The organism is Pseudomonas sp. QL9, from assembly GCF_041409665.1.
Classification (GTDB): Bacteria; Pseudomonadota; Gammaproteobacteria; order Pseudomonadales; family Pseudomonadaceae; genus Pseudomonas; species Pseudomonas knackmussii.
Window position 1 is genome coordinate 4560502 of sequence record NZ_CP166971.1, and the last position, 23425, is coordinate 4583926.

A 23425-nucleotide genomic window follows, 5' to 3' on the forward strand; every position below is an offset into this window, starting at 1 on the left:
TCATTTTGCGGAAGTTTCCTGAGGGTGTTGGAAGTGATCGACCTGCTCGAGGAAGTCGAGCAGGGTACGGTTGAACACTTGGGGCTGGTCCAGCGGCGTGGCGTGGCGAGAGTCCTCGATCACCACCAGGCGCGCGTCGGGCAGGCGTTGCACGTATTCCTGCTTGAGTGCCACCGGGGTGTAGTCGCGGTCGGCGCTGATCACCAGCGTTGGACAGGTTATGCGCCCGAGGCGTTCCTGCACACCCCAGCCGATGATGGCGTGCAGGCTGGAGAGGTACGCGCGCTTGTCGTTCTGCGGCCAGCGCTGTTCGATCTTGCGGCGCAGGTCGGCCTGTTCCGGCTTGGGGAAGAGCAGTTTGCCGAGGGCCTTGCCTACGGTGTTCAGCCCCAGCACATGGGCGAGGAACAGCCGGCGCGCGACTTCGAGGTATTCGCGCGGGGTGCGTGGCTTCACCTCCGGGGCGCTGTTGACGATGGTCAGGCTCTTCAGCAGCTCCGGATGACGGGTGGCCAGTTCGAAACCGATCATACCGCCCATGCTGATTCCCACCAGGTGCACCGGCGCCAGGCGCAGGTGCTCGATCATCGCCGCCACGTCGGCGGCGAAGCCGGCGATGCTGTAGCGCTCGCGCGGCTTGTCGGACTGGCCGTGGCCGCGTACGTCGACGGCGATCACCCGGTGCCGGGCCTCAAGCTCGGGGACCTGGAACTCCCAGTCGCGGCTGCTCGAGCCCAACCCGTGGACCAGCAGGACCGGGCTGCCCTGGCCGCTGACTTCGTAGTACAGGCGTTGGCCGTCATGGTGCAGGTAAGGCATGCGGGTTTCCTCCTCAACGGATCGACGAGTCGGCTGGCGCTTCCGGTGCGGCGAAGGGGGCGTCGAGGGGCACGCTGGCGAAGGTCTTCAGCAGCTCGACGAGGATCTGCGTGGCCGGCCCCAGCGGCTTCTCCTTGTTCGGGTAGAGGTAGAAGCGGCTCTCCCGGGTGCCGCCCTGGGCCAGCGGCAAGGCCTTGAGCTGGCCGTCGCGCAGTTCGCGCTCGATCATGTGCCGTGGCAGCCAGCCAAAGCCCAGGCCGTTGCTGACGAAGGTGGCGGCGGTGGCGAGGCTGCCCAGCGTCCAGCGCTGCTCGGCGCCGAGCCAGCCGACGTCGCGCGGCTGCAAGCGGCCGGAGTCGCGGATCACCACCTGCATGTGGGTTTCCAGGTCCTGGTGGGTCAGCTCGCGCTGCAGGCGGTGCAGGGGATGGTCCGGGTTGGCGACCGCGACGAAGTCCACCATGGACAGTTCGGCGCCCAGGTGGCCGGCAATGTGCAGGCCGCTGATGGCGAGGTCGGCGTGGCCCTGGATCAGCGCTTCTTCCACGCCGGAGAGCACCTCTTCGCGCAGCAGCACGCGGCAGCCGCGGCTCTGCGGCATGAAGGCGGAGAGGGCGCGGACCACCCGCAGGGTCGGGTAGGCGGCGTCCACCACCAGGCGCACCTCGGGCTCCCAGCCTTGCTCCATGTGATGGGCGAGGTCTTCCAGCTGACTGGCGGACTTCACCAGTTGCCGCGAGCGGCGCAGCAGCACCTCGCCGGCCTCGGTGAGCACCGCCTTGCGGCCGTCGATGCGCAGCAGCGGCACGCCGAGCTGCTCCTGCATGCGCGCGACCGTGTAGCTGATCGACGATTGCGAGCGGTGCAGGGCGTCTGCGGCCTGGGCGAAGCCGCCGTGATCGACCACCGCCTGCAGGGTCCGCCATTGATCCAGGGTAACGCGGGGCGCTTTCATCCTCGCCTCCTCTTGTCTAATCTGGCGGCCTGCCTGAATCCAGCGAGACCCCCTCATGAAACGTATTTGCTGTGCGCTGTTGCTGTGCTTGCCGCTGACCGCCCTGGCCTACCCGACCGAGGTGGAAAAGTCCCTGAACGGCATGGAAATCGACGTCCAGACCCAGGACATCGGCGACACCATGGGCGCGGTACTGTTGCAGAACTACGGCAAGCAGGACGTGGCCTGCTCCGCGACGTTCCAGAACGGCCCGGAGAATCCCAAGGTGCGCAAGGCTGTGATCCCCGCCGGCAAGACCAAGAACCTCACCGCCAGCTTCGGCCGCTCCATCATCAAGCTGCGCGTGAAGGTGACCTGCAACCCGGCCTGATGTGGCCGACACTGGCTTCAGCCTAGGACCGGACAGGAATTAAATCAACTTGTTCGATAGATTGAAGCAGAATTTTACGCTTTTTAATCGATAAATCTCTCCATAAGCTGACCTCCATCGACGCAACGACCGATGGAGGTCCAGCAAATGTCCCGTGTCCTGGTTATCGAAAGCAGCGCCCGCCAACAAGGTTCCGTATCCCGCCAACTGACCGCCGAGTTCATCGCCAACTGGCGCGCCGCCCATCCGGCGGACGAGATCAAGGTACGTGACCTGGCTGTCGAGCAAGTGCCGCACCTGGACGCCGACCTGCTGGGTGGCTGGATGAAGCCGGCCGCGGAGCAGAGCGAGACCGAACGCGCCGCGCTGCAACGCTCCAACCTGCTGACCGATGAGCTGCTGGCCGCCGACGTACTGGTCCTGGCCGCCCCCATGTACAACTTCGCCATCCCTAGCACCCTGAAGTCCTGGCTCGACCACGTGCTGCGCGCCGGCGTCACCTTCAAGTACACCGAGACCGGCCCGCAGGGCCTGCTCACCGGCAAGCGCGCCTACGTGCTGACCACCCGTGGCGGCGTCTACGCCGGCGGCCCGCTGGACCACCAGGAACCCTACCTGCGCCAGGCCATGGCGTTCATCGGCATCCATGACGTCACCTTCGTGCATGCCGAGGGCCTGAACATGGGCGGCGAGTTCGCCGACAAGGGTTTGGCCAAGGCTCGCGAGCAACTGGCCGCGGTGGCCTGACCGCCTTCTCCCCCGACTCTCTCCTTGCGCGCCCCCACGCTCCTGGGCGCAATGCCCGGTCGACGGCTTCCCCGCTAATGTCGACCGGGCTTTTTCTTTTCCGGTCTAGGCATGGTTACCACCAGCTTTCTGCTGGGTCCCCGCGTGCGCGGGGAAGACGCCGAGGCTCGATGGGTAATAGGGGGAGGGAACCTGAAGCCCGCGCGGGGAGAAGACGCTGTCCAGCGTCCCCCGTCGTCCCCGCGAACGCGGGGATCCAGTAAACGGATACGCGCAGTCATTGATCGCCAGGCCAGGGAAGGTTTCCAGCTCCGCTCGCCGCGGACCCGCTACGCTTCCTTCGCCGGGCCAAAACCGCTATTTTCCCCGCCCCTTTCTGGTGCTGCGGTCATGCCTTACCTGCTTTTCGTCACCGTCCTCTGGGCGTTTTCCTTCAGCCTGATCGGCGAATACCTCGCCGGCCAGGTGGACAGCTATTTCGCCGTGCTCACCCGTGTGCTGCTGGCCGGCGCGGTGTTCCTGCCGCTGACGCGCTGGCGCGGGGTGGTGCCGCGATTCATCGGCGGGGTGATGCTGGTTGGCGCGCTGCAGTTCGGCATCACCTATGTCTGCCTTTATCAGAGCTTCCGGGTGCTGACGGTGCCGGAGGTGCTGCTGTTCACCGTGCTCACCCCCCTGCACGTGGCGCTGATCGACGACGCGCTGAACCGTCGTTTCAATCCCTGGGCGCTGCTCGCGGCGGCGGTGGCCGTGCTGGGCGCGGCGATCATTCGCTACGACGGTGTCAGCGGCGCCTTCTTCGAAGGCTTCCTGCTGCTGCAGCTGGCGAATGCCACCTTCGCCGCAGGGCAGGTCCTTTATAAGCACCTGGTGACCCGCTATCCCTCGGACGTCCCGCAGTTCCGCCGTTTCGGCTACTTCTTTATCGGCGCGTTGCTGGTGGCGCTGCCGGGCTGGCTGCTGTGGGGCAACCCGCAGAAGCTGCCGAGCAGCGAGGTGCAGTGGTGGGTGCTGCTGTTCATGGGCTTCGGCGCGACTGCGCTCGGCCAGTTCTGGTGGAACAAGGGCGGCACCCTGGTCGATGGCGGCACGCTGGCCGTGATGAACAACCTGCACGTGCCGGTCGGCTTGCTGATCAACCTGCTGATCTGGAACCAGCACGCCGACCTCGGGCGCCTGGCGCTGGGCGGCGCGGTGATTGTGGCGTCGCTCTGGGTCAATCGCCTCGGGCTGCGCCGGAGCGTGCCGGCATGAACATTTCCGGACGGGGCGTGGCGCTGTCCCTGGCCGCCTCGGTGCTATTCGTCACCCTGCCGGGCTACCTGCGCTGGCTGGCGCCGCTGGACAGCGTGCAGGTGGTTGCGCACCGGGTGGTCTGGTCGATCCCCATGGTCCTGCTGCTGGTGTATTTCACCGGGCAGTCGGCCGTGCTGCGCGAAGCCGGCCGGCGCCTGCTGCGCGAGCGCTGGTTGCTGCTGTGCTTCCCGCTGAGCGCGGCGATGATGCTGGTGCAGTGGGGCGTGTTCATCTATGCGCCCATGATCGGCCGGACGCTGGAGTTGTCCCTGGGGTACTTCCTGTTGCCGCTGACCATGGTGCTTTGCGGTCGGCTTTTCTATGGCGAACGGCTGACCCCGCTGCAGAGCATTGCCGTGGGCTTCGCCCTGATCGGGGTGCTCCACGAGCTGTGGCTGACCCGCGCCTTCTCGGCGTTCAGCCTGATCACCGCGCTGGGTTATCCACCGTATTTCATGCTGCGCCGGCGCATGGGCGTGGACGCGCTTTCCGGCTTCGTCTTCGAGATGCTGGTGTTGCTGCCCTTCGCCGTGTGGACCATCTGGCACTTCGGCGATCGCCAGGTGTTCGTCGATACGCCGCGCCTGTGGGCATTGCTGCCGGTGCTCGGGCTGATCAGCGCGCTGGCCTTCGGCGCCATGATGGCCTCCAGCCGGCTGCTGCCGATGGGGCTATTCGGCATCCTCAGCTACGTCGAGCCGATGCTGCTGTTCGCCTTGGCCGTGCTGTTCCTCGGTGAGAGTTTCAGGGCCGAGCAGCTGTGGACCTACGGGCCGATCTGGCTGGCGATTCTGCTGACCGGCTGGGACAGTGTGCGCCTGTTGCGCAAGCAGGCACGGCGCGGAATGAATGGCTGAAAACGAAAAACCCCGGGCATGCCCGGGGTTTTTGCTGTGCGGCTCGGCTTACTCGTAACGGTGGCCGGGCAGGTCGGCCTTGGCCAGGGTTTCCGGCAGGACACGCTTGGCGGCCAGGTAATGGCGCTGCCAGTACTTGTCGTTGAGGTTGGCCACCTTGACCTTCTGCCCACGACGCGGTGCGTGGACGAAGCGGTCGTTGCCGACATAAATGCCGACATGGTCGACACTGCGGCTGCGGATGCGGAAGAACACCAGGTCGCCGGGCTGCAGGTCGCCGCGCGAGACCTTGGGGTTGCTGCTCTGGTAGATGGCCCGGGCCGTGCGCGGCAGTTCGACGTCGTCGACATCGCGGTACACGTACTTGACCAGGCCGCTGCAGTCGAAGCCCTTGGGCGAGGTGCCGCCCCAGCGGTAGGGCGTGCCGATCATGCTGAAGGCACGCTGGGTCACCTGGTGGGCGTCACTGGGGGCCTGCTTGGTCGGCGCGGGCACGCCCAGCAGGTCCTTGCCTTGCAGCGGGACGCGGAGTTCGAGTGGAGCGGGCGAGTAGGTTCGTACAGCCCGCGGAGAGGCTTCCACCCCGGTTACAAAGGCGGCCAAACTGGTCGCCAAGCCTATGGAAAGGCATGTCAAAAGGGTACTGCGCATTCGGCATGTCTTCTTTCTGGTTGTTGATGTAACCCAGACTCCGCTGGATCGCCGTTGCTCTTCGGCGGGCGATGGTGTCCTTTGGTCCGTGAGGAAAAGTGGCGGCATTCTGACCGACTTCAGGTGACAGTGTTTTTACCGTTCGTCGATTGAAAAATGAGCAATGTGACTCCGCGAGCGGCTGATGACATGTGCCAGCACCCGTGGGTCGGGGGCCGGCCTTATCGCCGGAAGCCCTATGCAATGGGGTTCTTCGCGGGGTGGCCAATGGCCGGGTCGCGCCCCGGGAAAGGGCGCGCGGAGGGGGATAACGCGATGTGGTGACCCGGGTAAAAACCCGACGAAGTGCAGGTTATTGACTGCTTTTCGTCATCACTCGTGGTGATTTTTCAGCGCAGGCAGGACTTTTTCGCGTAGCAGGGGCGCCAGATTGGCCATCGGTTCGGCATCGCGCTCCAGCCAGGCCAGCTCTTCCAGCTCCGCTGCGGCGGCCACCGGATGGGGCAGGGCGGCCAGGTAGATGTGGGCGTCGACCTGGGTGTCGGGCTCGTTGGCTGCTGCGGCCTGGAAACGGCCGAGCGGCGCCAGGGCCGCTTCCGGCAACGCCAGGCCGAGCTCTTCTTGCAGTTCGCGCTGCAGCGCCTGGAGCGGGTTCTCGCCGGGTTCGCGCTTGCCGCCGGGCAGCATGAAGGCGCGAGTGCCGCGCTTGCGCACGAGCAATAGGCGGCCGGCTTCGTCGAGCAGGCAGGCGGCGGCGATGGCGAGTACGGTCTGGGTCATGGTTCGGGGCGTTCCTTCAGCACCTGGTAGCGCATCTGCACGATGCCGCTGGGAAAACTGCGCTGCTCGAGCAACTGCAGGCGTCGCTCGAGGCCGATGCCGAACAGCGGGATGCCGGCGCCGAGCAGGTGCGGAATGATGCTGACGATCACCTCGTCGAGCAAGTCGGCCGCCAGGCAGTTGCCGGCCAGGCTGCCGCCGCCGACCAGCCAGATGCGCTCGCAACCCAGGCCGTGCAGATGCTCCAGGGCTTCGGCCGGCGAACAGTGGCGCAGTTCCAGCTGCGCAGAGGCCCGGGGCAGGTGATTGGCGCGGGTCAGCACCAGGACCGGTTTGTCCGGATAGGGCCAGGTGCCGAAATCCAGGCACTGCAGGTAGGTGGCGCGGCCCATGAGCAGGCCATCGATGCCAGCATAGAAAGCGGCGTAGCCGTGATCGTCGTCGCTGCCGGCCAGTGCGGGCAGCCAGTCGACGCTGCCGTCGGGGCGGGCGATGAAGCCGTCCAGGCTGGCGGCCACGTAATAGATGAGGGTCGGTGGCACGGTCGTTCTCCGGAATGGGCGCGCGTTGCGCACCTGCGCTGAGCATGGCATCGGCTGGGCGAGGCGGCCATGACGTCCGTCCGGCGGTGAAGACCCTTCGGCGGTCGGCCGTGACGAATAAAACCTGCGTTCGCCGGCGGCAACCGGTAGGCTATGCAGCTATTTGATCTTTCGTCACGCCGAGGTTTGCCTTGTTCGCCCAATTCGCCCTCCATGAACGCCTGCTCAAGGCGCTCGACAGCCTGTCCTTCACCGAGCCGACCGCCGTGCAGGCCGCCGCCATCCCGAAGGCGCTGGAGGGCCGCGACCTGCGAGTGACGGCGCAGACCGGCAGCGGCAAGACTGCCGCCTTCCTGCTGCCGCTTCTGCATCGCCTGCTCGCCGAGGAAAAGCCCAGGAGCGGCGCCCGCGCGCTGATCCTGCTGCCGACCCGCGAACTGGCCCAGCAGACCCTCAAGGAAGTCGAGCGCTTCGCCCAGTTCACCTTCATCAAGGCCTGCCTGATCACCGGGGGCGAGGACTTCAAAGTGCAGGGTGCGCGCCTGCGCAAGAACCCGGAAATCATCATTGGCACCCCTGGCCGCCTGAACGAGCAGTTCAACGCCGGCAACCTGCCGCTGAACGATGTCGAGGTGCTGGTGCTCGATGAAGCCGACCGCATGCTCGACATGGGCTTCTCCGAGGACGTGCTCAAGCTCGCCGCGCAATGCCCGGCGCAGCGCCAGACCCTGCTGTTCTCCGCCACCACCGGCAGCGGCCTGCGCGAGATGATCGAAACCGTGCTGCGCGAGCCGGAGCACCTGCTGCTGAACCAGGTCAGCGAGCTCAACGAAGAGGTGAGCCAGCAGGTCGTGCTGGTCGACGAGGGCGAGCACAAGGAAGCCGTGCTGTTCTGGCTGCTGCAGAACGAGACCTACGAGAAGGCCATCGTCTTCACCAACACCCGCGTCCAGGCCGACCGCCTGACCGGCCGGCTGATCGCCGCCGGGCACAAGGTCTTCGTCCTGCACGGCGAGAAGGACCAGAAGGACCGCAAGCTAGCCATCGAGCGCCTGAAGCAGGGCGCGGTGAAGATCCTCGTCGCCACCGACGTCGCCGCCCGTGGCCTGGATGTCGACGGCCTGGACCTGGTGATCAACTACGACATGCCACGCAAGGGCGACGAGTACGTGCACCGTATCGGCCGCACCGGTCGCGCGGGCGCTGCCGGTGTCGCCATTTCGCTGGTCGCGCACACCGACTGGAACCTGATGTCGAGCATCGAGCGCTACCTCAAGCTGCGCTTCGAGCAACGCGTCATCCCGGGCCTGAAGGCCAGCTACAAGGGGCCGAAGAAGGTCAAGGCCTCGGGCAAGGCTGCCGGGACCAAGAAGAAAAAGACCGACGCTGGCAAGAAGGCCGGCGCCAAGCCCGCCGCCAAGCGCAAGCCGGCAGCCAAGCCGAAGGCACCGCTGGCTAGCAGCGACGGCATGGCGCCGCTCAAGCGCAAGAAGCCGGCGGCGGAATAAGCCTCGGCCTGGGCGGGTGACCGGAACCGGACATCCGCCGCACACTTTTGATCTGTAGGAGCGGATCTCATCCGCGAATCGCGCCGGGACTTCCTGCTTTCGCGGACAAGGTCCGCTTGTGTCTGCAGACATCGATAAGATCGAAGGTGAGAGCGGCGGGAGGCAAGCTGCAGGTCCGCGGTGTTCGAGCACGGGTAGGAGCCCAAGCTGCCTCCCGCCGTCCTCTGACCAAGCCCGAACAGTTGAACGAGTCAAACCTCGAACCACAAGCGTGGGCAGTCAGAGTGCTCTCGCCATGGATTTTACGAGGGTTTGATCATGACGTGTTGGGTAGGTATCGATGTGGCCAAGGACTCGCTGGCCGTATGGCTTCGGCCGCAGGGCAAGAGCTTCAGCGTCTCCAATGATGAGGCGGGGCATCAGCAACTCATAGCGCTGCTCGCCGAAGACAAGCCTGCTCGGATCGTACTGGAGGCTACTGGCGGCTATGAGACTCCGGTCATGTTCGCCTTGTCCCGGGCCAACCACGCCATCTCGCGGCTGAACCCCGTGCGGGTGCGGGCGTTTGCCACCGCCATGGGCAAGCAGGCCAAGACCGACCCCATCGATGCGGCCGTGCTGGCACACCTGGCCCAGACGCTGGAGGAGGCCCCTAGCACTGTCCCTTCACCAGAGCGCGATCGGCTACGCGAGCTGGTACAGCGCCGGGAACAGCTGGTCAGCCAGCGTGATGACGAGCGTCGTCGTTTGCCTCAGGCCAGGGACGCATTTGTGCGGAAATGCCTGGAGGATGCCATCAAGGCCTTGAAAGACATGATTCGCCGCTATGACCGGGAAATTGCCAAGGCCATGGCTGCCGTGGACTCCGAGCAGGCCCAGCAGCTTGCTCAGGTCAAGGGCATCGGCCCTGTCACTGTTGCTGGGTTGCTGGCGTATTTGCCGGAGCTGGGGCAACTGAATCGGCGCCAGATCGCCGCTCTGGTGGGACTCGCGCCCTACAACAGCGACAGCGGCCAGAAGTCAGGCCAGCGTCGTATCCGCGGCGGGCGCGGCATGATGCGGCGCATCCTGTACATGGCGACCTGGTCGGTCATTCGCTACCAGAACGACTTCTCCCAGCGTTACCACTGCCTGCGCGAGAACGGGCGCTGCGCGAAGGTCGCTCTGGTGGCCTGCATGCGCGTACTCATCGTACGGTTGAATGCCATGGTCAGAGACGGCACCTGCTGGAGAACAGGTGCCGAGTGAAAGACAGTTGCTCCTACCTGGTTCTCGCATTACTCGAAGGCGAAATGCTCTGCCTTCAACCCCATCACCGATTCCACCGGCTTGCCCATCGCCGCCGCGTGGCCCTTGGCCCGTGGCAGCAGGCGGGCGAAGTAGAAGTCGCTGGTGGCGATCTTCGCCTTGTAGAAGTCGCTCGACTCGCCGCCGCCCTGGCGCAGGCGCTTGCGTGCCGCGGCTTCCTGCAGCGCCCAGGAGTAGGCCAGGGCGACGTAGCCGGAGAACATCAGGTAGTCGTGGCTGGCGGTGCCCACCAGGTCGCGTTCCTTGCGGGCGGTGAGGGCGATGCGCAGGGTCAGCAGGTTCCATTGCGCGCAGAGCTTGAGCAGGGTGAGGGCGCGGCCGCGCATGGCCGGTTCTTGCTTGAGCAGATCGACAGCAAACCTGCCGACCACCTTGGTGAAGTCGCGTACGGCCTTGCCCTGTGTCATCAGCAGGACCTTGCGGCCGAGCAGGTCCAGCGCCTGGATGCCGGTGGTGCCTTCATAAAGCGTGGCGATGCGCGCATCGCGGACGATCTGCTCCATGCCGTGCTCGCGGATGTAGCCGTGGCCGCCGAACACCTGCATGCCCAGGTTGGCGCTTTCCAGGCCCAGTTCGGTGAGGCAGCCCTTGAGGATCGGGGTAAGGAAGCCGAGCTTGTCGTCCCAGCGCTCGTACTCGGCGTTGTCGCCGGTCAGCAGGCCCTGGATCATCTTGTCGGCGTACTGCGTGGCCAGGTAGACCAGCGCGCGGCCGCCCTCGGCCACGGCCTTCTGGGTCAGCAGCATACGGCGCACGTCGCCGTGGTGCATGAGGCTGTCGGCGACCTGTTCCGGCTCCTTGGTCCCGGATAGCGCGCGCATCGAGCGGCGCTCACGGGCATAGGCTAGCGCGCCCTGGTAGGCCAGCTCGGCGGTAGCGACGCCCTGGATGGCGGTGCCGATGCGGGCGCTGTTCATGAAGGTGAACATGCATTCCAGGCCCTTGTTCGGTGGGCCGATGAGGTAGCCGGTGGCGCCGTCGAAGTTCATCACGCAGGTCGCCGAGGCCTTGATGCCCATCTTCTTCTCCAGCGCGCCGCAGCTCACGCCGTTGCGTTCGCCCACGCCGCCCTCGGTGTTCGGCAGGAACTTGGGCACGATGAACAGCGAGATGCCGCGAGTGCCCTTGGGCGCGTCAGGCAGGCGGGCGAGGACGATGTGCACGATGTTCTCGGTGAGATCGTGGTCGCCCGAGGAGATGAAGATCTTGGTGCCGCTGATGGCGTAGCTGCCGTCGGCGTTGGCTTCGGCGCGGGTCTTCACCTGGCCCAGGTCGGTGCCGCACTGCGGTTCGGTGAGGCACATGGTGCCGCCCCAGCGGCCTTCGGTGAGGGGTGTCAGGTAGGTGCGCTTCTGTTCCTCGGAGCCGTGCTGCATAACCGTGTTCATCGCGCCAAGCGACAGGCCCGGATACATGGAGAACGGCCAGTTGGCGGTGCCGAGCATCTCCTGCTTGAGCGCGCCCAGGCTCATCGGCAGGCCCTGGCCGCCGTATTCCACCGGGTGCGAGAGGCCCTGCCAGCCGCCGGCCACGTAGGCGTCGTAGGCTTCCTTGAAGCCCTTGGGCGTGCGTACCTCGCCGTTTTCCAGGTGGCAGCCTTCCTCGTCGCCGGAGTGGTAGAGCGGGGCGACGACTTCCTCGCAGAGTTTCGCGCACTCGCCGAGGATGGCGTCGACCATGTCCGGCGTGGCGTCGGCTCCGTTGATCAGGTTGCGGTAGTGCTCGGGGAAGTCGAAGACCTCTTTGAGCAGGAAGCGGGTGTCGCGCAGCGGGGCTTTGTAGAGGGGCATTGCAGTGATCTCGGAGGGACTGTCGGCGCAGTTATACGGCCGGCCGCCGCGCCTGCCCTTGGCAGCGGCAACAACCGCCATCTGGCAGAAAGGACAATCGGTCACCGCGCGATTGACGCCCCCAGGTATCGCGGGTATATACACGCAATGCTCAAGACCCAATGCCTTTGCACCCAATTGCGCCGCGCTGCGCGAGGCGTCACCCGCGTCTACGACGATGCCTTGCAGGGCATCGGGCTGACGGTCGCGCAATTTTCCCTGTTGCGCCATCTGGCACGCCTCGACGAGCCGAGCATTTCTGCGCTCGCGGATGCCATGGGCCTGGACCGCAGCACCCTCGGGCGCAACCTCAAGCCGCTGCAGGCCGAAGGTCTGGTGCAGTTGCAGGGCGACGCGGGCGACCAGCGCAACCGCCTGGTGCTGCTCACCGAGGCCGGTCGCGAGCGCCTGGAGCAGGGCGCCGCGCCTTGGGAGGCGGCGCAGCAGCGCATGCATGAGCAACTCGGCGAGGCCAATCGCGCGCAGTTGATGGCATTGCTTGGTGAATTGGAAAGCCTCGGCTGAACCGACGGGTTCGGGCGAACGAACGGATTGAAGCGGGTATATACCCCTACTGGAGATAAGAACAATGTCCAAGCTGTCGCGCACGGGATTCTGGATCCTCTTGTCCGGCGCCCTGATCCTGGCCTTGTCGCTGGGCACTCGCCACGGCTTCGGCCTGTTCCTCGCGCCGATGAGCGCCGAGTTCGGCTGGGGCCGTGAGGTGTTCGCCTTCGCAATTGCCCTGCAGAACCTGATCTGGGGCATCGCCCAGCCGTTCACTGGCGCCCTGGCTGACCGCTACGGCGCAGGGCGCGCCGTGTTGGTCGGCGGGCTGCTGTACGCCGTGGGCCTGGTGCTGATGGGGCATGCCGACTCGGCTGCCAGCCTGTCGCTGAGCGCCGGTCTGCTGATCGGCATCGGCCTTTCGGGCACTTCCTTCTCGGTGATTCTCGGCGCGGTCGGCCGCGCCGTTCCGCTGGAGAAGCGCAGCATGGCGATGGGCATTTCCGCCGCCGCCGGCTCCTTCGGCCAGTTCGCCATGCTGCCCGGCACCCTCGGGCTGATCGGCTGGCTCGGTTGGTCGACGGCGTTGCTTGCCCTCGGCCTGCTGGTGGCGCTGATCGTGCCGCTGGCCGGGTTGATGCGCGACAAGCCGCTGCCGGTGCTGGCCCATGAACAGTCCCTGGGCGAGGCGCTGCGCGAGGCCTGTGGGCATTCGGGCTTCTGGCTGCTTTCGCTGGGCTTCTTCGTCTGTGGCTTCCAGGTGGTGTTCATCGGCGTGCACCTGCCGGCCTATCTGGTGGACCGTCACCTGCCGGCCACGGTCGGCACCACGGTGCTGGCGCTGGTCGGGCTGTTCAACGTGTTCGGTACCTACCTCGCCGGCTGGCTCGGCGGTCGCTGGAGCAAGCCGAAGTTGCTGACTGCGCTCTACCTGGTGCGTGGCGTGGTGATCCTGGCCTTCCTCTGGGCGCCGTTGAGCATCTGGACGGCCTACGCCTTCGGCATTGCCATGGGCCTGCTGTGGCTGTCCACCGTGCCGCTCACCAACGGCACGGTGGCGACCCTGTTCGGCGTGCGCAACCTGTCGATGCTTGGCGGCATCACCTTCCTGTTCCACCAGATCGGCGCCTTCCTCGGCGGCTGGCTGGGCGGTTACGTTTATGACCACACCGGCAACTACGACCTGGTCTGGCAGATTTCCATCCTGCTCTCGCTGCTCGCCGGCCTGCTCAACTGGCCGGTGCGCGAGCGCCCGGTGGCGCGCCTGGCTGCCGCGGAGGTCGCGTGAGTCCGCGAGTCCTGCAACTCGGGCTAGGCCTGCTGGCAGCGCTGCTGCTGGGCCTGGCCTGGTGGGGCTGGGCGCATGGCGGCCTGGCGCTGCTGCAGGCCGGCCTGTGGCATTGCTTCTGAGGATTGCCGCGGGCGGGGCAGGAGAGTAGCGTCACTCGATTATTCGAGGATTCCGCACATGTCCCGCTACCTGCTCATCAGCCTGTTCTTCTTCGCACCCCTGGCCGCGCAGGCCGCCGACTGTCCGCCGCTGCTCGCACAGCAGGGGCACTTGCAGAAGCTGCGCTCCAAGGTGGACCTCGATCTTTGCGAACTCTACGCCGGCAAGCCGCTGCTGGTGGTCAACACAGCCAGCCACTGCGGCTTCACTCCGCAGTTCAAAGGCCTGGAGGCGATCTACCAGCGCTACAAGGGACAGGGCCTGGAAGTGCTTGGCGTGCCGTCCGATGACTTCAAGCAGGAGGATGCCGACACCGAGGTGACCGCCAAGGTCTGCTACGGCAACTACGGCGTGACCTTCAACATGACGCAGGTGCAGCCGGTACGCGGCGACGACGCCATCCCGCTGTTCAAGGAGCTGGCGCGCCAGGCCGACCAGGCGCCGCGCTGGAACTTCTACAAGTACGTGGTGGACCGCCAGGGCAAGGTGGTCGGCGAGTTCCCCAGCCTGACCAAGCCGGATGATCCGGCATTGCAGGCGGCCATCGAGAAGGCCATCGCCAGCCAGCCGTAACGAACGGCAGAAACGAAAAAGCCGGGCAGATGCCCGGTTTTTTCTTTCGCGCAGCGGCCTATCAGAAGCGATAGGTGACCTGGGCGGTCAGACCGTTGGCGCTGTTGTCGTACTTGGCGCTGTAGGCCGGCTGCAGCGCAGTGCCTTCCTGGTTGACGCCGGCGGTGTCTTCCCACAGGTAGGCGTAGGCCACGTCTACGGTCAGGTCGGCGTTCGGCGACCAGCCTGCACCGAAGGTGACGATCTGGCGATCGCCCACCGGGATGCGCACGTTGCGGTCGGCGTTGCTGGTCGGCGACGGGTCGTAGGCGTAACCGGTACGCAGCACCCACTCCTGGTTCAACTGATAGGAGGCGCCGATGGAGCCGGACCAGGTGTCCTTCCAGTTCAGGTTTTCGCCGATGGTGCCGAAGCCCAGGGCCTGGCCGAGGGCCGGAACGCCGCTGTTCTCCACCTCGATCTTGTCCAGGCGGCTCCAACGGGTCCAGACGGCGCCGATGTAGCCGGTCCACTTGTCGTCGAACTTGTGGGTGAAGGAGGTATCGACGTTTTCCGGCAGGGTGATGTCCAGCTTGGCGTCGTAGCTGCCGTTCAGGCCCAGGCCGTTAGGCGCGTTCTTGACCTTGGTGCGACCGTCCAGGTGGTAGTCGACCTTGGAGTGGTAGGTCAGACCCCAGGTGGTGTCGTCGGTCAGGTCGACCATCACGCCGATGTTGTAGCCCAGCGCGGTGTCGTCGCCCTTGATGTCGATGTGGGTGTCGCCCTTGCCGCCGTTCAGCGCATTGGTCGCCAGGTCGTTCTTCAGCTGGCCGTCGATGCGGTTGATGGTCGGACCGAAGCCAACGGAGACCTTGTCGTTGATCTTGTAGGCGATGGTCGGCTGCAGGGTGATGACTTGAACCTTGCTGTAGGAGCCGTGGTAGCTGCCCTGGAAGCCGTTCTCGTAGTCGTTGATGATGCCGTAGGGCACGTACATGCCGAAGCCGAAGGTGAAGTCGTCGTTGATCGGCGTGGAGACGTAGCCGAACGGAACGGCGGCCAGCGGTACGGAATCACCCTTGTTGGAACCCTTGTTCGGGCCCTGGGCGTCGCTGATGTCGTCCTTGGCGTCGACGATCGCCAGACCGCCGCTCACCTCGGTGCGCTTGAGCTTGCTCAGGCCGGCCGGGTTGCCGAAGACGGTGCTGGCGTCCAGTGCGGAGGAGGCGCGGCCGGCGTAGGCGGTGCCCGCGCCACTCGCGCTTTGTTCGTTAATCGCGATGCCGTTGGCCAGGGCCTGGGCAGAGGCGGCGCTGATGGTCAGTGCGAGAGTGGTTTTGAGCCATGTTGTTTTCATTGTTAAAGCAACTCCTGTGGTCAACGGCGCGCAAACTAGCAAGATTCCCCAGCAATGGGTAGCCCTTGTGGGCGCTCTATTCCGGGCTTCCGAGCGCGAGGCGGCGGGCTTATCGGCGCCGTTACATTTGTGTCTGTAGGTAAACGGAAAGTGACCAGTAGGTCACTTCTGATTTCGTTGTAGGCAAATTTGAATTGACCGATTGGTCAGTTCAACTTCAGGCCACTTGCACCAGGTTCCCAATGTGCCGTTGCCAGGCGTCGAGAAAGTCGTGCAGGTGCCCGTGGGGCTGAAAGACGCGGCGCCAGATGCGAGCGAGGGCGAGGTGATCGGCGGCATTGGGGAGGGGCAGGTGGGTCGCTTCGACCAGCATCCAGGCGATTGCGACGCTGTACCGCAGGTTGACGGTCAATTCGAGGTGCGGGGCGCTGAGGAAGGCGTGTTGGCTGGCCAGGCCTCGGACGCGGCTGGCCAGATCGGGATCGGTGGCCAGGTAGCGGTCCCAGACCTGCTGGTGCCTTCGCTCGTCGATGCGGAAGAGTCCGTGGCCGTGGCGGCAGTCGAGATTGCTGCCCAGGGCTGTTTGACATGCCGCCGCTCCCAGCAACAGCACCTCGGCCGCATCGCTGTGTCGATCCAGATACAGCAATGTGGGCCGGATGACGTGCTGTCGCAGGTCGCTGGCGGCTATTCCCATGGTCTTGTCCCTCATTAGCCGGCGGGGCTGGGCGCTTTGGCAGCTTCTGATGTTCTCCTGGGCCCCGCCGTAAGCGAACTTAGCCGCTCGATTTGAAGTGTAGTGCGACAAATCGGCTGTAAAGGACTGTTTTTAAATTGTTTTGACTTGCTGCTTCGCGGGCATATTCCGCGTCGTGATTAGCCGCTCGCTGCTAGTCGCGGCCAGTGACTGCGCAGGCGGCACGGGCGGCCGCCTGCGTTGGAGCGCTCAGGCGCCGGTGGCCACGGGGCGCGCGGGGTCGGTGATCCACTCGCTCCAGGAGCCTGCGTACAGGCGGCCCAGCGGGTAGCCGGCGAGGCTCAGGGCGAACAGGTTGTGGCAGGCGGTCACGCCAGATCCGCAGTAGGCGACCAGGGATTCCGCCGGGCGGCCGCGCAGCAGGTGGGCGAAGCGCTGGTGCAGCTGTGAGGGCGGAAGGAAGCGGCCGTCGCTGCCGAGGTTGTCGGTGAAGGCCGCGCACTGCGCGCCGGGAATGTGCCCGGCAACCGGATCGATGGGCTCGACCTCGCCACGGAAGCGCGGCTCCGCGCGGGCATCGATCAGCGGCGGCTGGGCGTCGGCGAGCAGGGTCGAGAGGCCGTTGGCGTCGATCAGCAGGCTGGCGTCTGGCCGGCCTTGGAAGGCGCCCGGCTGCACCGCGGGTTTGGCGGTGGTCAGCGGCAGGTTGGCGGCGCGCCAGGCGTTCAGGCCGCCGTCGAGCAGGTAGACGCCGTCACGCTTGCCCAGCCACAGCAGCAGCCACCAGGCGCGGGCGGCAAAGGCGCCGGGGCCGTCGTCGTACAGCACCACTTCGTCGCTTTTGTCCAGGCCCCAGTCGCGCAGGCGTTGCAGCAGGGCTTGCGCGTCGGGGAGCGGATGGCGCCCGGTTACACCTTTTATTGCCGGCGCAGACAGGTCGCGCTCGAGGTCGGCGTATTGCGCCCCGGGAATGTGGTTCTCGGCGAAGACGCGGGCTCCGTAGTCCGGGTCATCCAGCGCGAAGCGGCAATCGAGGATCAGCAGGCCGGGATCGTCCAGGCGGGCTGCCAGTTGTTGCGGGGTGAGCAGGCGGGCGAGCGACATGTGCGGGTTCCTGTGTCGTAGCGATGTCTCGGCGCATCATAAGGCTTGTGCAGCGAAAGCGCTGGGTTCGGCGGCTTTCCTCAATCGATTGGAGTTTCGTGCATGTTCAGCCTGCAGCCGAGGGTTCAGGGCGCGTCCCTTTTCCGCATTGTCTATGTCGCCATCGCCACTACGCTGGTGACCCTCCATTACAGCTTGCTGGTGCTTGGCCGGGCGGCTTGCGGGCGCCTGGGGCGCGAGCAGGTCGACCGCTACACCCGCGAATGGTCCGGGCTTTTGCTGCGCCTGGTGCGCATGCGCTTGAGCGTGCACGGGACTGTGCCGACCTTCAGTGACGGTCGGCGCTACATGATCCTCTGCAACCACTCCAGTCACTACGACATCCCCGCCAGCTTCGCCGCCCTGCCAGGCTCGATCCGCATGCTGGCGAAGAAGGAGCTGTACCGAATCCCGGTGCTTGGCCGGGCCATGCGCGCCGCCGAGTTCCCGTCCGTGGACCGGCACAACGGCCAGCGTGCCCGTGACGATCTGGAGCGCGCCCGCGCGATGATGGAAAGCGGCATCGTCCTGTGGGCGGCGCCGGAAGGCACGCGTTCCCCCGACGGGCGCCTGCTGCCGTTCAAGAAGGGCTGCTTCCGCCTGGCCCTGGACACCGACGCGGTGATCATCCCGGTGGCCATTCGCGGTATCCATCGCGTGCTGCCGGCGCGCACCTTCTACCTCAACCTGGGCCAGCCGGTGGATCTGCTGGTGGGCCAACCGATCGATGCCGCTGCGTTTCATGAGCGGGGGCTGGATGCCCTGATCGGCGAGGTGCGCGAGCGCATGCAGAATCTGCTCGAACCAGCCGCACCCGCCAAGGTTGAAGCGCCTGCGAAAGAGCCGCTGGCGCTCAGCTGAGGGCTGTCAGCGAATCTGCAGGCGACCGATGCGGTCGTTCTCCAGGCTGCCGAAGTAGAGGTAGTCGCCCACCGGCTTGGCCGAGGTGATCATGCGCAGGTGTTGGCCGCTGGTGTCGTGCAGGCTGCGCAGTACCTTGCCGTTCTCGTCCAGGCCGAGGACCAGGCCGTAGGGCGTCGGCTTGGGCAGCAGCGGGCGCGGCAGCTTGGCCAACTGCGCCTTGAGCCAGGGATGCGGGAGGATGAAGTCGGCATCGGCCTTGCGCGGCGAGGGCAGGGCAACCCAGAAGGTGCCGGCGCGATCGCCCTGCAGGTTGTCCGGCAGCCCCGGCAGGTTATCGACGAAGACCTCGTTCTGCCCGGCTTTGGGACCCGTCAGCCAATAGCGGGTGATCCGGTAGCGGTAGGTCTCGTTGACCAGCACGAAATCCTCGTGGGCGGACAGCGCCACGCCATTGGCGAAGTACAGGTCCTTGAGCAGCGTCTCGGTCTTGCCGCTTGCCGGGTCATAGCGCAGCAGGCGGCCGTGCGGACGGCTCTCCAGCAGGTCGAGGACGTAATCGGGCTGGTGGAAGCGACTGGAGGCGTCGGTGAAATAGATGCGCCCGTCGCTGGCGATGTCGAGGTCGTCGGTGAAGCCGAAGGGCTGCCCATCGGCCTGGGTGCTCAGCACCGTGATCTGGCCCTGCGGGTCGATCTTCAGCAAGCCCTTCCAGGCGTCGCAGACGATCAGGTTGCCCTGGGCGTCGAAGTCCATGCCCAGCGGGCGGCCGCCGGTGTCGGCGAAGGTCTGCACCTGGCCGCTGCCATCCAGGCGCACCACGCGGCCGTCGGCCAGGCCAGCGTAGACGCGACCGTCCTTGTCCACGGCGGTGTCTTCCGGGCCACGCACCCGGCCCTGGCCGAGCAGTTCGGCCTTCATCAGGGTGTCGTTGGGTTCCAGTACGCCGGTCAGCTTCGGCGCCGTTGGCGGGGTCCAGGCGACCGGGTCGATGGGGCTGGGGGTAACGACGAGATAGATCGCCAGGGCGGCGACGAGCAAAACCAGCAAGCTTGCGAGTTTCTTCATCATTGAAGGCTTCTTCTTGTTGGGGATCCTGGGGACGGAAAGATACGGATTTCGTCCGAACCCTGCAGCTTCGCCCGCAAAAGCCGAATGCCCGGACCTCGGCGCGCCGATATAATGCGCTCCACTGAAAGCAAGGAGATGTTCGTGAGCGCCCTCGATATCCGGTGGATCCGCGACGATGCCAGCCTGGCGCAGCAATGCCAGGACTGGAAACAACGGCCGTACCTGGCACTCGATACCGAGTTCATGCGCGTCGATACCTTCTACCCCGAGGCCGGCCTGATCCAGGTCGGCGACGGCGACTGCGCCTGGCTCATCGATCCGCTGCTGATCCGCGACTGGTCGGCATTTGCTGCCGTGCTCGAAGCGCCGTCGGTGGTCAAGGTCTTCCACGCCTGCGGCGAGGACCTGGAGGTCTTCCTGCGCCTGACCGGCAGCCTGCCGCAACCGCTGTTCGACACCCAGCTGGCCGCCGCCTACCTCGGCATGCCGCATTCCATGGGCTATTCGAAGCTGGTGCTGGAAATCCTCGGCATCGAGCTGCCCAAGGACGAGACCCGATCGGACTGGCTGCAGCGCCCGTTGACCGACATGCAGGTGCGCTACGCCGCCGAGGACGTGCAGCACCTCGCCGAGGTCTACGTGAAGCTGGCGCCGCGCCTGCCCGAGCACAAGCTGGCCTGGCTGCTGGCCGACGGCGCGGACCTTGTGGCGAACCAGACCCGCGTCAGCGACCCGCGCGAAGCCTGGCGCGAGGTCAAGCTGGCCTGGAAACTGGCGCCGCGGCAACTCGCCGTGCTGCGCGAGCTCTGCGCCTGGCGGGAGGAGCAGGCACGCCTGCGCAATCAGCCGCGCAACCGCGTGCTGCGCGAGCCGACGCTGTGGCCGCTGGCGCGCTTCCAGCCGACCGACAAGGTGGCACTGGCCCGCATCGAAGACATGCATCCGCGCACCGTGCGCCAGGATGGCGACACCCTCCTGCAATTGATGGCCCATGCCGCCGCGCTGCCCGAGTCCGAGTGGCCGCAGGCGCTGCCCGAGCCGCTGCCGCGCGAAGTCACGCCGCTGCTCAAGCAACTGCGCGAAGTCGGCCAGCGCGAAGCGGAGCGCCAGGGCATGGCGCCCGAGCTCATGCTGCGCAAGAAAATCCTTGAGGCGCTGCTCAAGACCGGCTACCCCGACGGCCCCTATCGCCTGCCCGATTCCCTGCAGGGCTGGCGCCGTGAATTGATGGGCCAGGCCCTGCTGGATTGCCTGAGCCCTGCGGAGAAACCATGAAACGCATCTGCTCCATTTACAAAAGCCCGCGCAAGAACGAGATGTACCTCTACGTCGACAAGCGCGAAGCCCTCAGCCGCGTGCCCGAGGCGCTGCTGGCCGCATTCGGCGCGCCGCAGCACGCCTTCGACCTGGTGCTGACCCCCGAGCGCAAGCTGGCGCGCGAGGATATCGAGAAGGTTTTGGAGAACATCGAGAAGCAGGGCTACCACCTGCAGATGCCGCCGGGGGAAGAGGAGTACATCGAGCACCTGCCCGAAGAACTGCTGCGGATGAACGACCCGCTGTAATTCAGCGGGTGACGGAAAACCGACGTAATCCCGCGCGCGCCGCTCTATCTATGGGCAAGTGTCGGAATCGGGCGCATTATTGCTGGAAATAGTAGTTACAGGGCGCGGAACGCCTGGCCTTCCAGCCTGTCTTACAGGCCTTCGTTCCAACAGCCCCGACAGCGCCGAACCGGCAGGGATGTTTCGACCATGACCAGCCAAATGCCCATGCCCTGCCAACCGGACGGTGCGACCTAGACCATGCGCGTGCTCATTCTCGATCGCGACCATAAGCTCTATGCCGCCCTGCTCATGGCGGCGGAACCCAATCTGAACGTCGTCGCCGGCGACAGCCCGGACAAGGTTCTGGACGCCGCCAGCGAATGCCCGGTGTGGCTGGGCCAGCCCGACCTGGTGGCGCAACTGCTGCGCAAGGGTGTGCATCCGGTCTGGGTGCAATCGACCTGGGCCGGGATTACTCCGCTGCTGGCCACCGATCTGCCCTGCGACTATGCGCTGACCCGCGCCGTGGGCATTTTCGGCCAGGTGATGAGTGAGTACCTGCTGACCTACATGCTCGCCCACGAGCGCCAGTTCCTCGGCCGCCTGGCCAGCCAGGTCGGCAGCCAGTGGGACGACCGCGCACCGGGCAGCCTGCGCGGGCGCCACGTGCTGTTGGTCGGTGCCGGCGAGATCGGTCAGGCGGTGGCGCACATGCTGGCCGCGTTCGGCGTCGAGCTGACCGGCGTGGCGCGTACGCCCCGGTCGTTGCAGCCGTTCCAGCGCATGGGCGCGCTGAGCGAGCTGCCGCGCCTGGTAGAAACCGCCGACTACGTGATCAACCTGCTGCCCGACACCCCGGACACCCACGATCTCTACGACCTGTCGCTGTTCCAGCGGATGAAGCCTTCGGCGTTGTTCATCAACGCCGGGCGCGGCAATGCCGTGGTCGATGCCGATCTGGTCGCCGCGCTGGAAAACAACCGCCTGGCCGGCGCGATCATCGACGTCTGCCGCGAGGAGCCATTACCCGCGCACCACCCGTTCTGGATGACGCCGCGCCTGCTGCTCACCGGCCATACTGCTGCGCCGACCCTGCCGGGGCCGATGGTCGAGCTGTTCCGCGATAACCTGTCGCGCTTCTGGGCCGGGCAGGCGATGCGCGGCGAAGTGGACTTCGCCCGCGGTTACTGAAAAAACGCCCCGCTTGCCGGGGCGTTTTCTTCCTACAGACTGAAGTCGCCCTCGGCGACCAGCTCCTGCAGCGGCCGCCGCGCATTCGGCACTTCGCGCGCCTGCAGGCTTTCCGACAGTTGAGCCTTGTCGCCCTGCTTGCCGATCGCCACCACGGCGTGGATCTCGTACTCGTCCGGCACCTTCAGCTCGACGCGGGTCGCTTCGCGGTCGAAGCCGGCCATGCCGTGGCTGTGCCAACCGGCCAGGTGCGTCTGCAGGGCGAGGAAGCCCCAGGCGGCGCCGGTGTCGAAGGTGTGCCAGAGCGCTGGCTTCTCTTCGCTGGAGCCGGGCGGCGCGAAGGTGGTCTTGGACAGCACCACGACCAGCGCCGCGGCGTTCTGCGCCCAGCCGCGGTTGAACTCGCCCAGCAGGTTCAGGTAGCGCTGCCAGTTCGGCGTGTCGCGGCGCGCGTAGAGGAAGCGCCAGGGCTGCGAGTTGAACGAGGAGGGCGCCCAGCGCGCGGCTTCGAGGAAGCCCAGCAGGGTTTCCTCCGGGATGCTTTCGCCGCTGAAAGCGCGCGGCGACCAGCGCTCGAGGAATTGCGGGTCGATGGGATAGTCGGCAACGCGGGGATTGGCGCTCATGGAGGCTCCTGGAAGAAAGGGAGATGGTGCCGTGGACGGCTGGGCATCGCGAGGCTGTGGATAACGCGGGGCGGCCCGTCGCGGGCCTGTCGGTGGGCGAAAGCTACCCAGCCGCGTTGGCCCTGGCAAGGGCCCGATGGTCACCTGCGCTTGGCCCCGGACGTCGCGGGGCATAGACTTGGCGCCCCGTGATCTACCCCTGCTAGAAATAAAGATGGCTGCCAAAGTCGAACCCTTCTGGAAACGCAAAACCCTCGACCAACTCGATCAGGAAGAATGGGAGTCGCTGTGCGACGGCTGCGGCCTGTGCTGCCTGCAGAAACTCGAGGACGAGGACGACGGCGCCGTCTACTACACGCGCATCGCCTGCAAGCTGCTGGACCTGAAAACCTGCCGCTGCACCGACTACGCCAATCGCCGCGCCAGCGTGCCGGACTGCATCCAGCTCACCCCGGCGCAAGCCGACGAATTCCGCTGGCTGCCGCCGACCTGCGCCTATCGCCTGGTATCCGAGGGCAAGGACCTGCCGCTGTGGCACCACCTGGTCTGCGGCGATCCGGAAGCGGTGCACCACGAGCGCATTTCGCAGTCCGGGCGCATGCTCAGCGAAGGTTCGGTGCCCGAGGATGACTGGGAAGAGCACCTGATCTTCCGCGCGGGTTGAGACTTTCCGTGGCAGCAAGCTTGCTCGCGAACTGCACGGCCCGGTATTTCCCTGTAGGAGCGGCCCATGGCCGCGAATCGCGCGCATGGCGCGCTCC

At 66.0% G+C, this 23425-nt stretch carries 26 protein-coding genes; 15 read left to right on the forward strand and 11 right to left on the reverse strand.

What is annotated here, in order from left to right:
- Both ACA097_RS21300 and ACA097_RS21305 read right to left on the reverse strand, forming a co-directional pair.
- The gene (locus tag ACA097_RS21300; RefSeq protein ID WP_043253861.1) at positions 1 to 819 is read right to left on the reverse strand and encodes an alpha/beta fold hydrolase; all 819 of its coding nucleotides are present in this window, start codon (positions 817 to 819) and stop codon (positions 1 to 3) included.
- 13 nt (positions 820 to 832) lie between these two features.
- The gene (locus tag ACA097_RS21305; RefSeq protein ID WP_043253859.1) at positions 833 to 1774 is read right to left on the reverse strand and encodes a LysR family transcriptional regulator; all 942 of its coding nucleotides are present in this window, start codon (positions 1772 to 1774) and stop codon (positions 833 to 835) included.
- Positions 1775 to 1829: 55 nt separating this feature from the next.
- Here ACA097_RS21305 and ACA097_RS21310 point away from each other — a divergent pair, with 55 nt between their 5' ends.
- The 4 genes from ACA097_RS21310 (at position 1830) to rarD (ending at position 5044) form a co-directional block, all read left to right on the forward strand.
- Positions 1830 to 2144 (forward strand): hypothetical protein, encoded by a 315-nt coding sequence (locus tag ACA097_RS21310; RefSeq protein WP_043253857.1) that lies wholly within the window; start codon positions 1830 to 1832, stop codon positions 2142 to 2144.
- Positions 2145 to 2291: 147 nt separating this feature from the next.
- Positions 2292 to 2891: an FMN-dependent NADH-azoreductase gene (locus ACA097_RS21315; protein ID WP_043253856.1), complete on the forward strand. Its 600-nt coding sequence runs from the start codon at positions 2292 to 2294 to the stop codon at positions 2889 to 2891.
- Between the two features lie 390 nt (positions 2892 to 3281).
- Positions 3282 to 4145: a carboxylate/amino acid/amine transporter gene (locus tag ACA097_RS21320; protein WP_371365820.1), complete on the forward strand. Its 864-nt coding sequence runs from the start codon at positions 3282 to 3284 to the stop codon at positions 4143 to 4145.
- Positions 4142 to 5044 (forward strand): EamA family transporter RarD, encoded by a 903-nt coding sequence (gene rarD, locus ACA097_RS21325; RefSeq protein WP_160287895.1) that lies wholly within the window; start codon positions 4142 to 4144, stop codon positions 5042 to 5044. The genes ACA097_RS21320 and rarD overlap by 4 nt, the downstream gene beginning before the upstream one ends.
- Positions 5045 to 5092: 48 nt before the next feature.
- Here the strand turns inward: rarD and ACA097_RS21330 are convergent, their stop codons facing one another.
- The 3 genes from ACA097_RS21330 to ACA097_RS21340 form a co-directional block, all read right to left on the reverse strand.
- Positions 5093 to 5695 (reverse strand): C40 family peptidase, encoded by a 603-nt coding sequence (locus tag ACA097_RS21330; protein WP_043253850.1) that lies wholly within the window; start codon positions 5693 to 5695, stop codon positions 5093 to 5095.
- A 372-nt stretch (positions 5696 to 6067) separates the two neighbouring features.
- Entirely contained in the window at positions 6068 to 6475 is a 408-nt protein-coding gene (locus ACA097_RS21335) for an NUDIX domain-containing protein (protein ID WP_043253847.1), read from the reverse strand.
- Complete coding sequence (locus tag ACA097_RS21340) at positions 6472 to 7017, reverse strand: dihydrofolate reductase family protein (RefSeq protein ID WP_043253845.1); 546 nt, start codon at positions 7015 to 7017, stop codon at positions 6472 to 6474. Before ACA097_RS21340 ends, ACA097_RS21335 begins: the two co-directional genes overlap by 4 nt.
- A gap of 191 nt (positions 7018 to 7208) precedes the next feature.
- On the opposite strand from ACA097_RS21340, the gene ACA097_RS21345 reads away from it, so the two are divergent.
- A complete protein-coding gene (locus ACA097_RS21345) occupies positions 7209 to 8525 on the forward strand; it encodes a DEAD/DEAH box helicase (protein ID WP_371365824.1) in 1317 nt (438 codons plus the stop codon).
- A 318-nt stretch (positions 8526 to 8843) separates the two neighbouring features.
- Positions 8844 to 9773: an IS110 family transposase gene (locus ACA097_RS21350; protein WP_371365817.1), complete on the forward strand. Its 930-nt coding sequence runs from the start codon at positions 8844 to 8846 to the stop codon at positions 9771 to 9773.
- 29 nt (positions 9774 to 9802) lie between these two features.
- Here the strand turns inward: ACA097_RS21350 and ACA097_RS21355 are convergent, their stop codons facing one another.
- Entirely contained in the window at positions 9803 to 11623 is a 1821-nt protein-coding gene (locus tag ACA097_RS21355; RefSeq protein ID WP_371365826.1) for an acyl-CoA dehydrogenase C-terminal domain-containing protein, read from the reverse strand.
- 147 nt (positions 11624 to 11770) lie between these two features.
- Between ACA097_RS21355 and ACA097_RS21360 the strand changes: the two genes are divergently transcribed.
- The 4 genes from ACA097_RS21360 to ACA097_RS21375 all read left to right on the forward strand — a co-directional run bounded on the left by ACA097_RS21360 (position 11771) and on the right by ACA097_RS21375 (position 14192).
- Positions 11771 to 12187 carry a MarR family winged helix-turn-helix transcriptional regulator gene (locus ACA097_RS21360; protein ID WP_043253838.1) on the forward strand — a complete coding sequence of 139 codons (417 nt, stop codon included), beginning with the start codon at positions 11771 to 11773 and terminating at the stop codon, positions 12185 to 12187.
- A gap of 73 nt (positions 12188 to 12260) precedes the next feature.
- Entirely contained in the window at positions 12261 to 13457 is a 1197-nt protein-coding gene (locus ACA097_RS21365; RefSeq protein ID WP_371370552.1) for an MFS transporter, read from the forward strand.
- A complete protein-coding gene (locus ACA097_RS21370; RefSeq protein ID WP_371365828.1) occupies positions 13454 to 13579 on the forward strand; it encodes a hypothetical protein in 126 nt (41 codons plus the stop codon). The genes ACA097_RS21365 and ACA097_RS21370 overlap by 4 nt, the downstream gene beginning before the upstream one ends.
- Before the next feature lie 58 nt (positions 13580 to 13637).
- Entirely contained in the window at positions 13638 to 14192 is a 555-nt protein-coding gene (locus ACA097_RS21375) for a glutathione peroxidase (RefSeq protein ID WP_052355337.1), read from the forward strand.
- 61 nt (positions 14193 to 14253) lie between these two features.
- Here the strand turns inward: ACA097_RS21375 and ACA097_RS21380 are convergent, their stop codons facing one another.
- The 3 genes from ACA097_RS21380 to ACA097_RS21390 form a co-directional block, all read right to left on the reverse strand.
- Positions 14254 to 15528 (reverse strand): outer membrane protein transport protein, encoded by a 1275-nt coding sequence (locus ACA097_RS21380; protein ID WP_160287890.1) that lies wholly within the window; start codon positions 15526 to 15528, stop codon positions 14254 to 14256.
- Between the two features lie 217 nt (positions 15529 to 15745).
- Positions 15746 to 16225, reverse strand: coding sequence for a hypothetical protein (locus ACA097_RS21385; RefSeq protein WP_043257548.1), 480 nt, complete (start codon positions 16223 to 16225; stop codon positions 15746 to 15748).
- 249 nt (positions 16226 to 16474) lie between these two features.
- A complete protein-coding gene (locus ACA097_RS21390; RefSeq protein WP_371365830.1) occupies positions 16475 to 17329 on the reverse strand; it encodes a sulfurtransferase in 855 nt (284 codons plus the stop codon).
- Between the two features lie 102 nt (positions 17330 to 17431).
- Here ACA097_RS21390 and ACA097_RS21395 point away from each other — a divergent pair, with 102 nt between their 5' ends.
- On the forward strand, positions 17432 to 18229 hold the full coding sequence (locus ACA097_RS21395; protein WP_371365832.1) for a lysophospholipid acyltransferase family protein: 798 nt from the start codon (positions 17432 to 17434) through the stop codon (positions 18227 to 18229).
- A 6-nt stretch (positions 18230 to 18235) separates the two neighbouring features.
- On the opposite strand, the gene ACA097_RS21400 is transcribed toward ACA097_RS21395, so the two are convergent.
- Complete coding sequence (locus tag ACA097_RS21400) at positions 18236 to 19297, reverse strand: SMP-30/gluconolactonase/LRE family protein (RefSeq protein ID WP_371370553.1); 1062 nt, start codon at positions 19295 to 19297, stop codon at positions 18236 to 18238.
- A gap of 138 nt (positions 19298 to 19435) precedes the next feature.
- On the opposite strand from ACA097_RS21400, the gene rnd reads away from it, so the two are divergent.
- The 3 genes from rnd to ACA097_RS21415 all read left to right on the forward strand — a co-directional run bounded on the left by rnd (position 19436) and on the right by ACA097_RS21415 (position 22038).
- Positions 19436 to 20575: a ribonuclease D gene (rnd, locus tag ACA097_RS21405; protein WP_043253826.1), complete on the forward strand. Its 1140-nt coding sequence runs from the start codon at positions 19436 to 19438 to the stop codon at positions 20573 to 20575.
- Positions 20572 to 20865: a YcgL domain-containing protein gene (locus ACA097_RS21410; protein WP_043253823.1), complete on the forward strand. Its 294-nt coding sequence runs from the start codon at positions 20572 to 20574 to the stop codon at positions 20863 to 20865. Before rnd ends, ACA097_RS21410 begins: the two co-directional genes overlap by 4 nt.
- Positions 20866 to 21105: 240 nt before the next feature.
- Complete coding sequence (locus tag ACA097_RS21415) at positions 21106 to 22038, forward strand: D-2-hydroxyacid dehydrogenase (protein ID WP_371365835.1); 933 nt, start codon at positions 21106 to 21108, stop codon at positions 22036 to 22038.
- Positions 22039 to 22070: 32 nt separating this feature from the next.
- On the opposite strand, the gene ACA097_RS21420 is transcribed toward ACA097_RS21415, so the two are convergent.
- Positions 22071 to 22664, reverse strand: coding sequence for a nitroreductase family protein (locus tag ACA097_RS21420; protein WP_160287888.1), 594 nt, complete (start codon positions 22662 to 22664; stop codon positions 22071 to 22073).
- 214 nt (positions 22665 to 22878) lie between these two features.
- Between ACA097_RS21420 and ACA097_RS21425 the strand changes: the two genes are divergently transcribed.
- Positions 22879 to 23328, forward strand: a complete 450-nt coding sequence (locus ACA097_RS21425; RefSeq protein ID WP_043253816.1) for a YcgN family cysteine cluster protein — start codon at positions 22879 to 22881, stop codon at positions 23326 to 23328.
- Positions 23329 to 23425: the final 97 nt, after the last annotated feature.

Coding starts and splice junctions, on each gene's coding strand:
- ACA097_RS21300 (WP_043253861.1), bottom strand. CDS start 819: ATGCCTTACCTGCACCATGACGGCCAACGCCTGTACTACGAAGTCAGC.
- ACA097_RS21305 (WP_043253859.1), bottom strand. CDS start 1,774: ATGAAAGCGCCCCGCGTTACCCTGGATCAATGGCGGACCCTGCAGGCG.
- ACA097_RS21310 (WP_043253857.1), top strand. CDS start 1,830: ATGAAACGTATTTGCTGTGCGCTGTTGCTGTGCTTGCCGCTGACCGCC.
- ACA097_RS21315 (WP_043253856.1), top strand. CDS start 2,292: ATGTCCCGTGTCCTGGTTATCGAAAGCAGCGCCCGCCAACAAGGTTCC.
- ACA097_RS21320 (WP_371365820.1), top strand. CDS start 3,282: ATGCCTTACCTGCTTTTCGTCACCGTCCTCTGGGCGTTTTCCTTCAGC.
- rarD (WP_160287895.1), top strand. CDS start 4,142: ATGAACATTTCCGGACGGGGCGTGGCGCTGTCCCTGGCCGCCTCGGTG.
- ACA097_RS21330 (WP_043253850.1), bottom strand. CDS start 5,695: ATGCGCAGTACCCTTTTGACATGCCTTTCCATAGGCTTGGCGACCAGT.
- ACA097_RS21335 (WP_043253847.1), bottom strand. CDS start 6,475: ATGACCCAGACCGTACTCGCCATCGCCGCCGCCTGCCTGCTCGACGAA.
- ACA097_RS21350 (WP_371365817.1), top strand. CDS start 8,844: ATGACGTGTTGGGTAGGTATCGATGTGGCCAAGGACTCGCTGGCCGTA.
- ACA097_RS21355 (WP_371365826.1), bottom strand. CDS start 11,623: ATGCCCCTCTACAAAGCCCCGCTGCGCGACACCCGCTTCCTGCTCAAA.
- ACA097_RS21360 (WP_043253838.1), top strand. CDS start 11,771: ATGCTCAAGACCCAATGCCTTTGCACCCAATTGCGCCGCGCTGCGCGA.
- ACA097_RS21375 (WP_052355337.1), top strand. CDS start 13,638: ATGTCCCGCTACCTGCTCATCAGCCTGTTCTTCTTCGCACCCCTGGCC.
- ACA097_RS21380 (WP_160287890.1), bottom strand. CDS start 15,528: ATGAAAACAACATGGCTCAAAACCACTCTCGCACTGACCATCAGCGCC.
- ACA097_RS21385 (WP_043257548.1), bottom strand. CDS start 16,225: ATGGGAATAGCCGCCAGCGACCTGCGACAGCACGTCATCCGGCCCACA.
- ACA097_RS21390 (WP_371365830.1), bottom strand. CDS start 17,329: ATGTCGCTCGCCCGCCTGCTCACCCCGCAACAACTGGCAGCCCGCCTG.
- ACA097_RS21395 (WP_371365832.1), top strand. CDS start 17,432: ATGTTCAGCCTGCAGCCGAGGGTTCAGGGCGCGTCCCTTTTCCGCATT.
- ACA097_RS21400 (WP_371370553.1), bottom strand. CDS start 19,297: ATGAAGAAACTCGCAAGCTTGCTGGTTTTGCTCGTCGCCGCCCTGGCG.
- rnd (WP_043253826.1), top strand. CDS start 19,436: ATGTTCGTGAGCGCCCTCGATATCCGGTGGATCCGCGACGATGCCAGC.
- ACA097_RS21410 (WP_043253823.1), top strand. CDS start 20,572: ATGAAACGCATCTGCTCCATTTACAAAAGCCCGCGCAAGAACGAGATG.
- ACA097_RS21415 (WP_371365835.1), top strand. CDS start 21,106: ATGCGCGTGCTCATTCTCGATCGCGACCATAAGCTCTATGCCGCCCTG.
- ACA097_RS21420 (WP_160287888.1), bottom strand. CDS start 22,664: ATGAGCGCCAATCCCCGCGTTGCCGACTATCCCATCGACCCGCAATTC.
- ACA097_RS21425 (WP_043253816.1), top strand. CDS start 22,879: ATGGCTGCCAAAGTCGAACCCTTCTGGAAACGCAAAACCCTCGACCAA.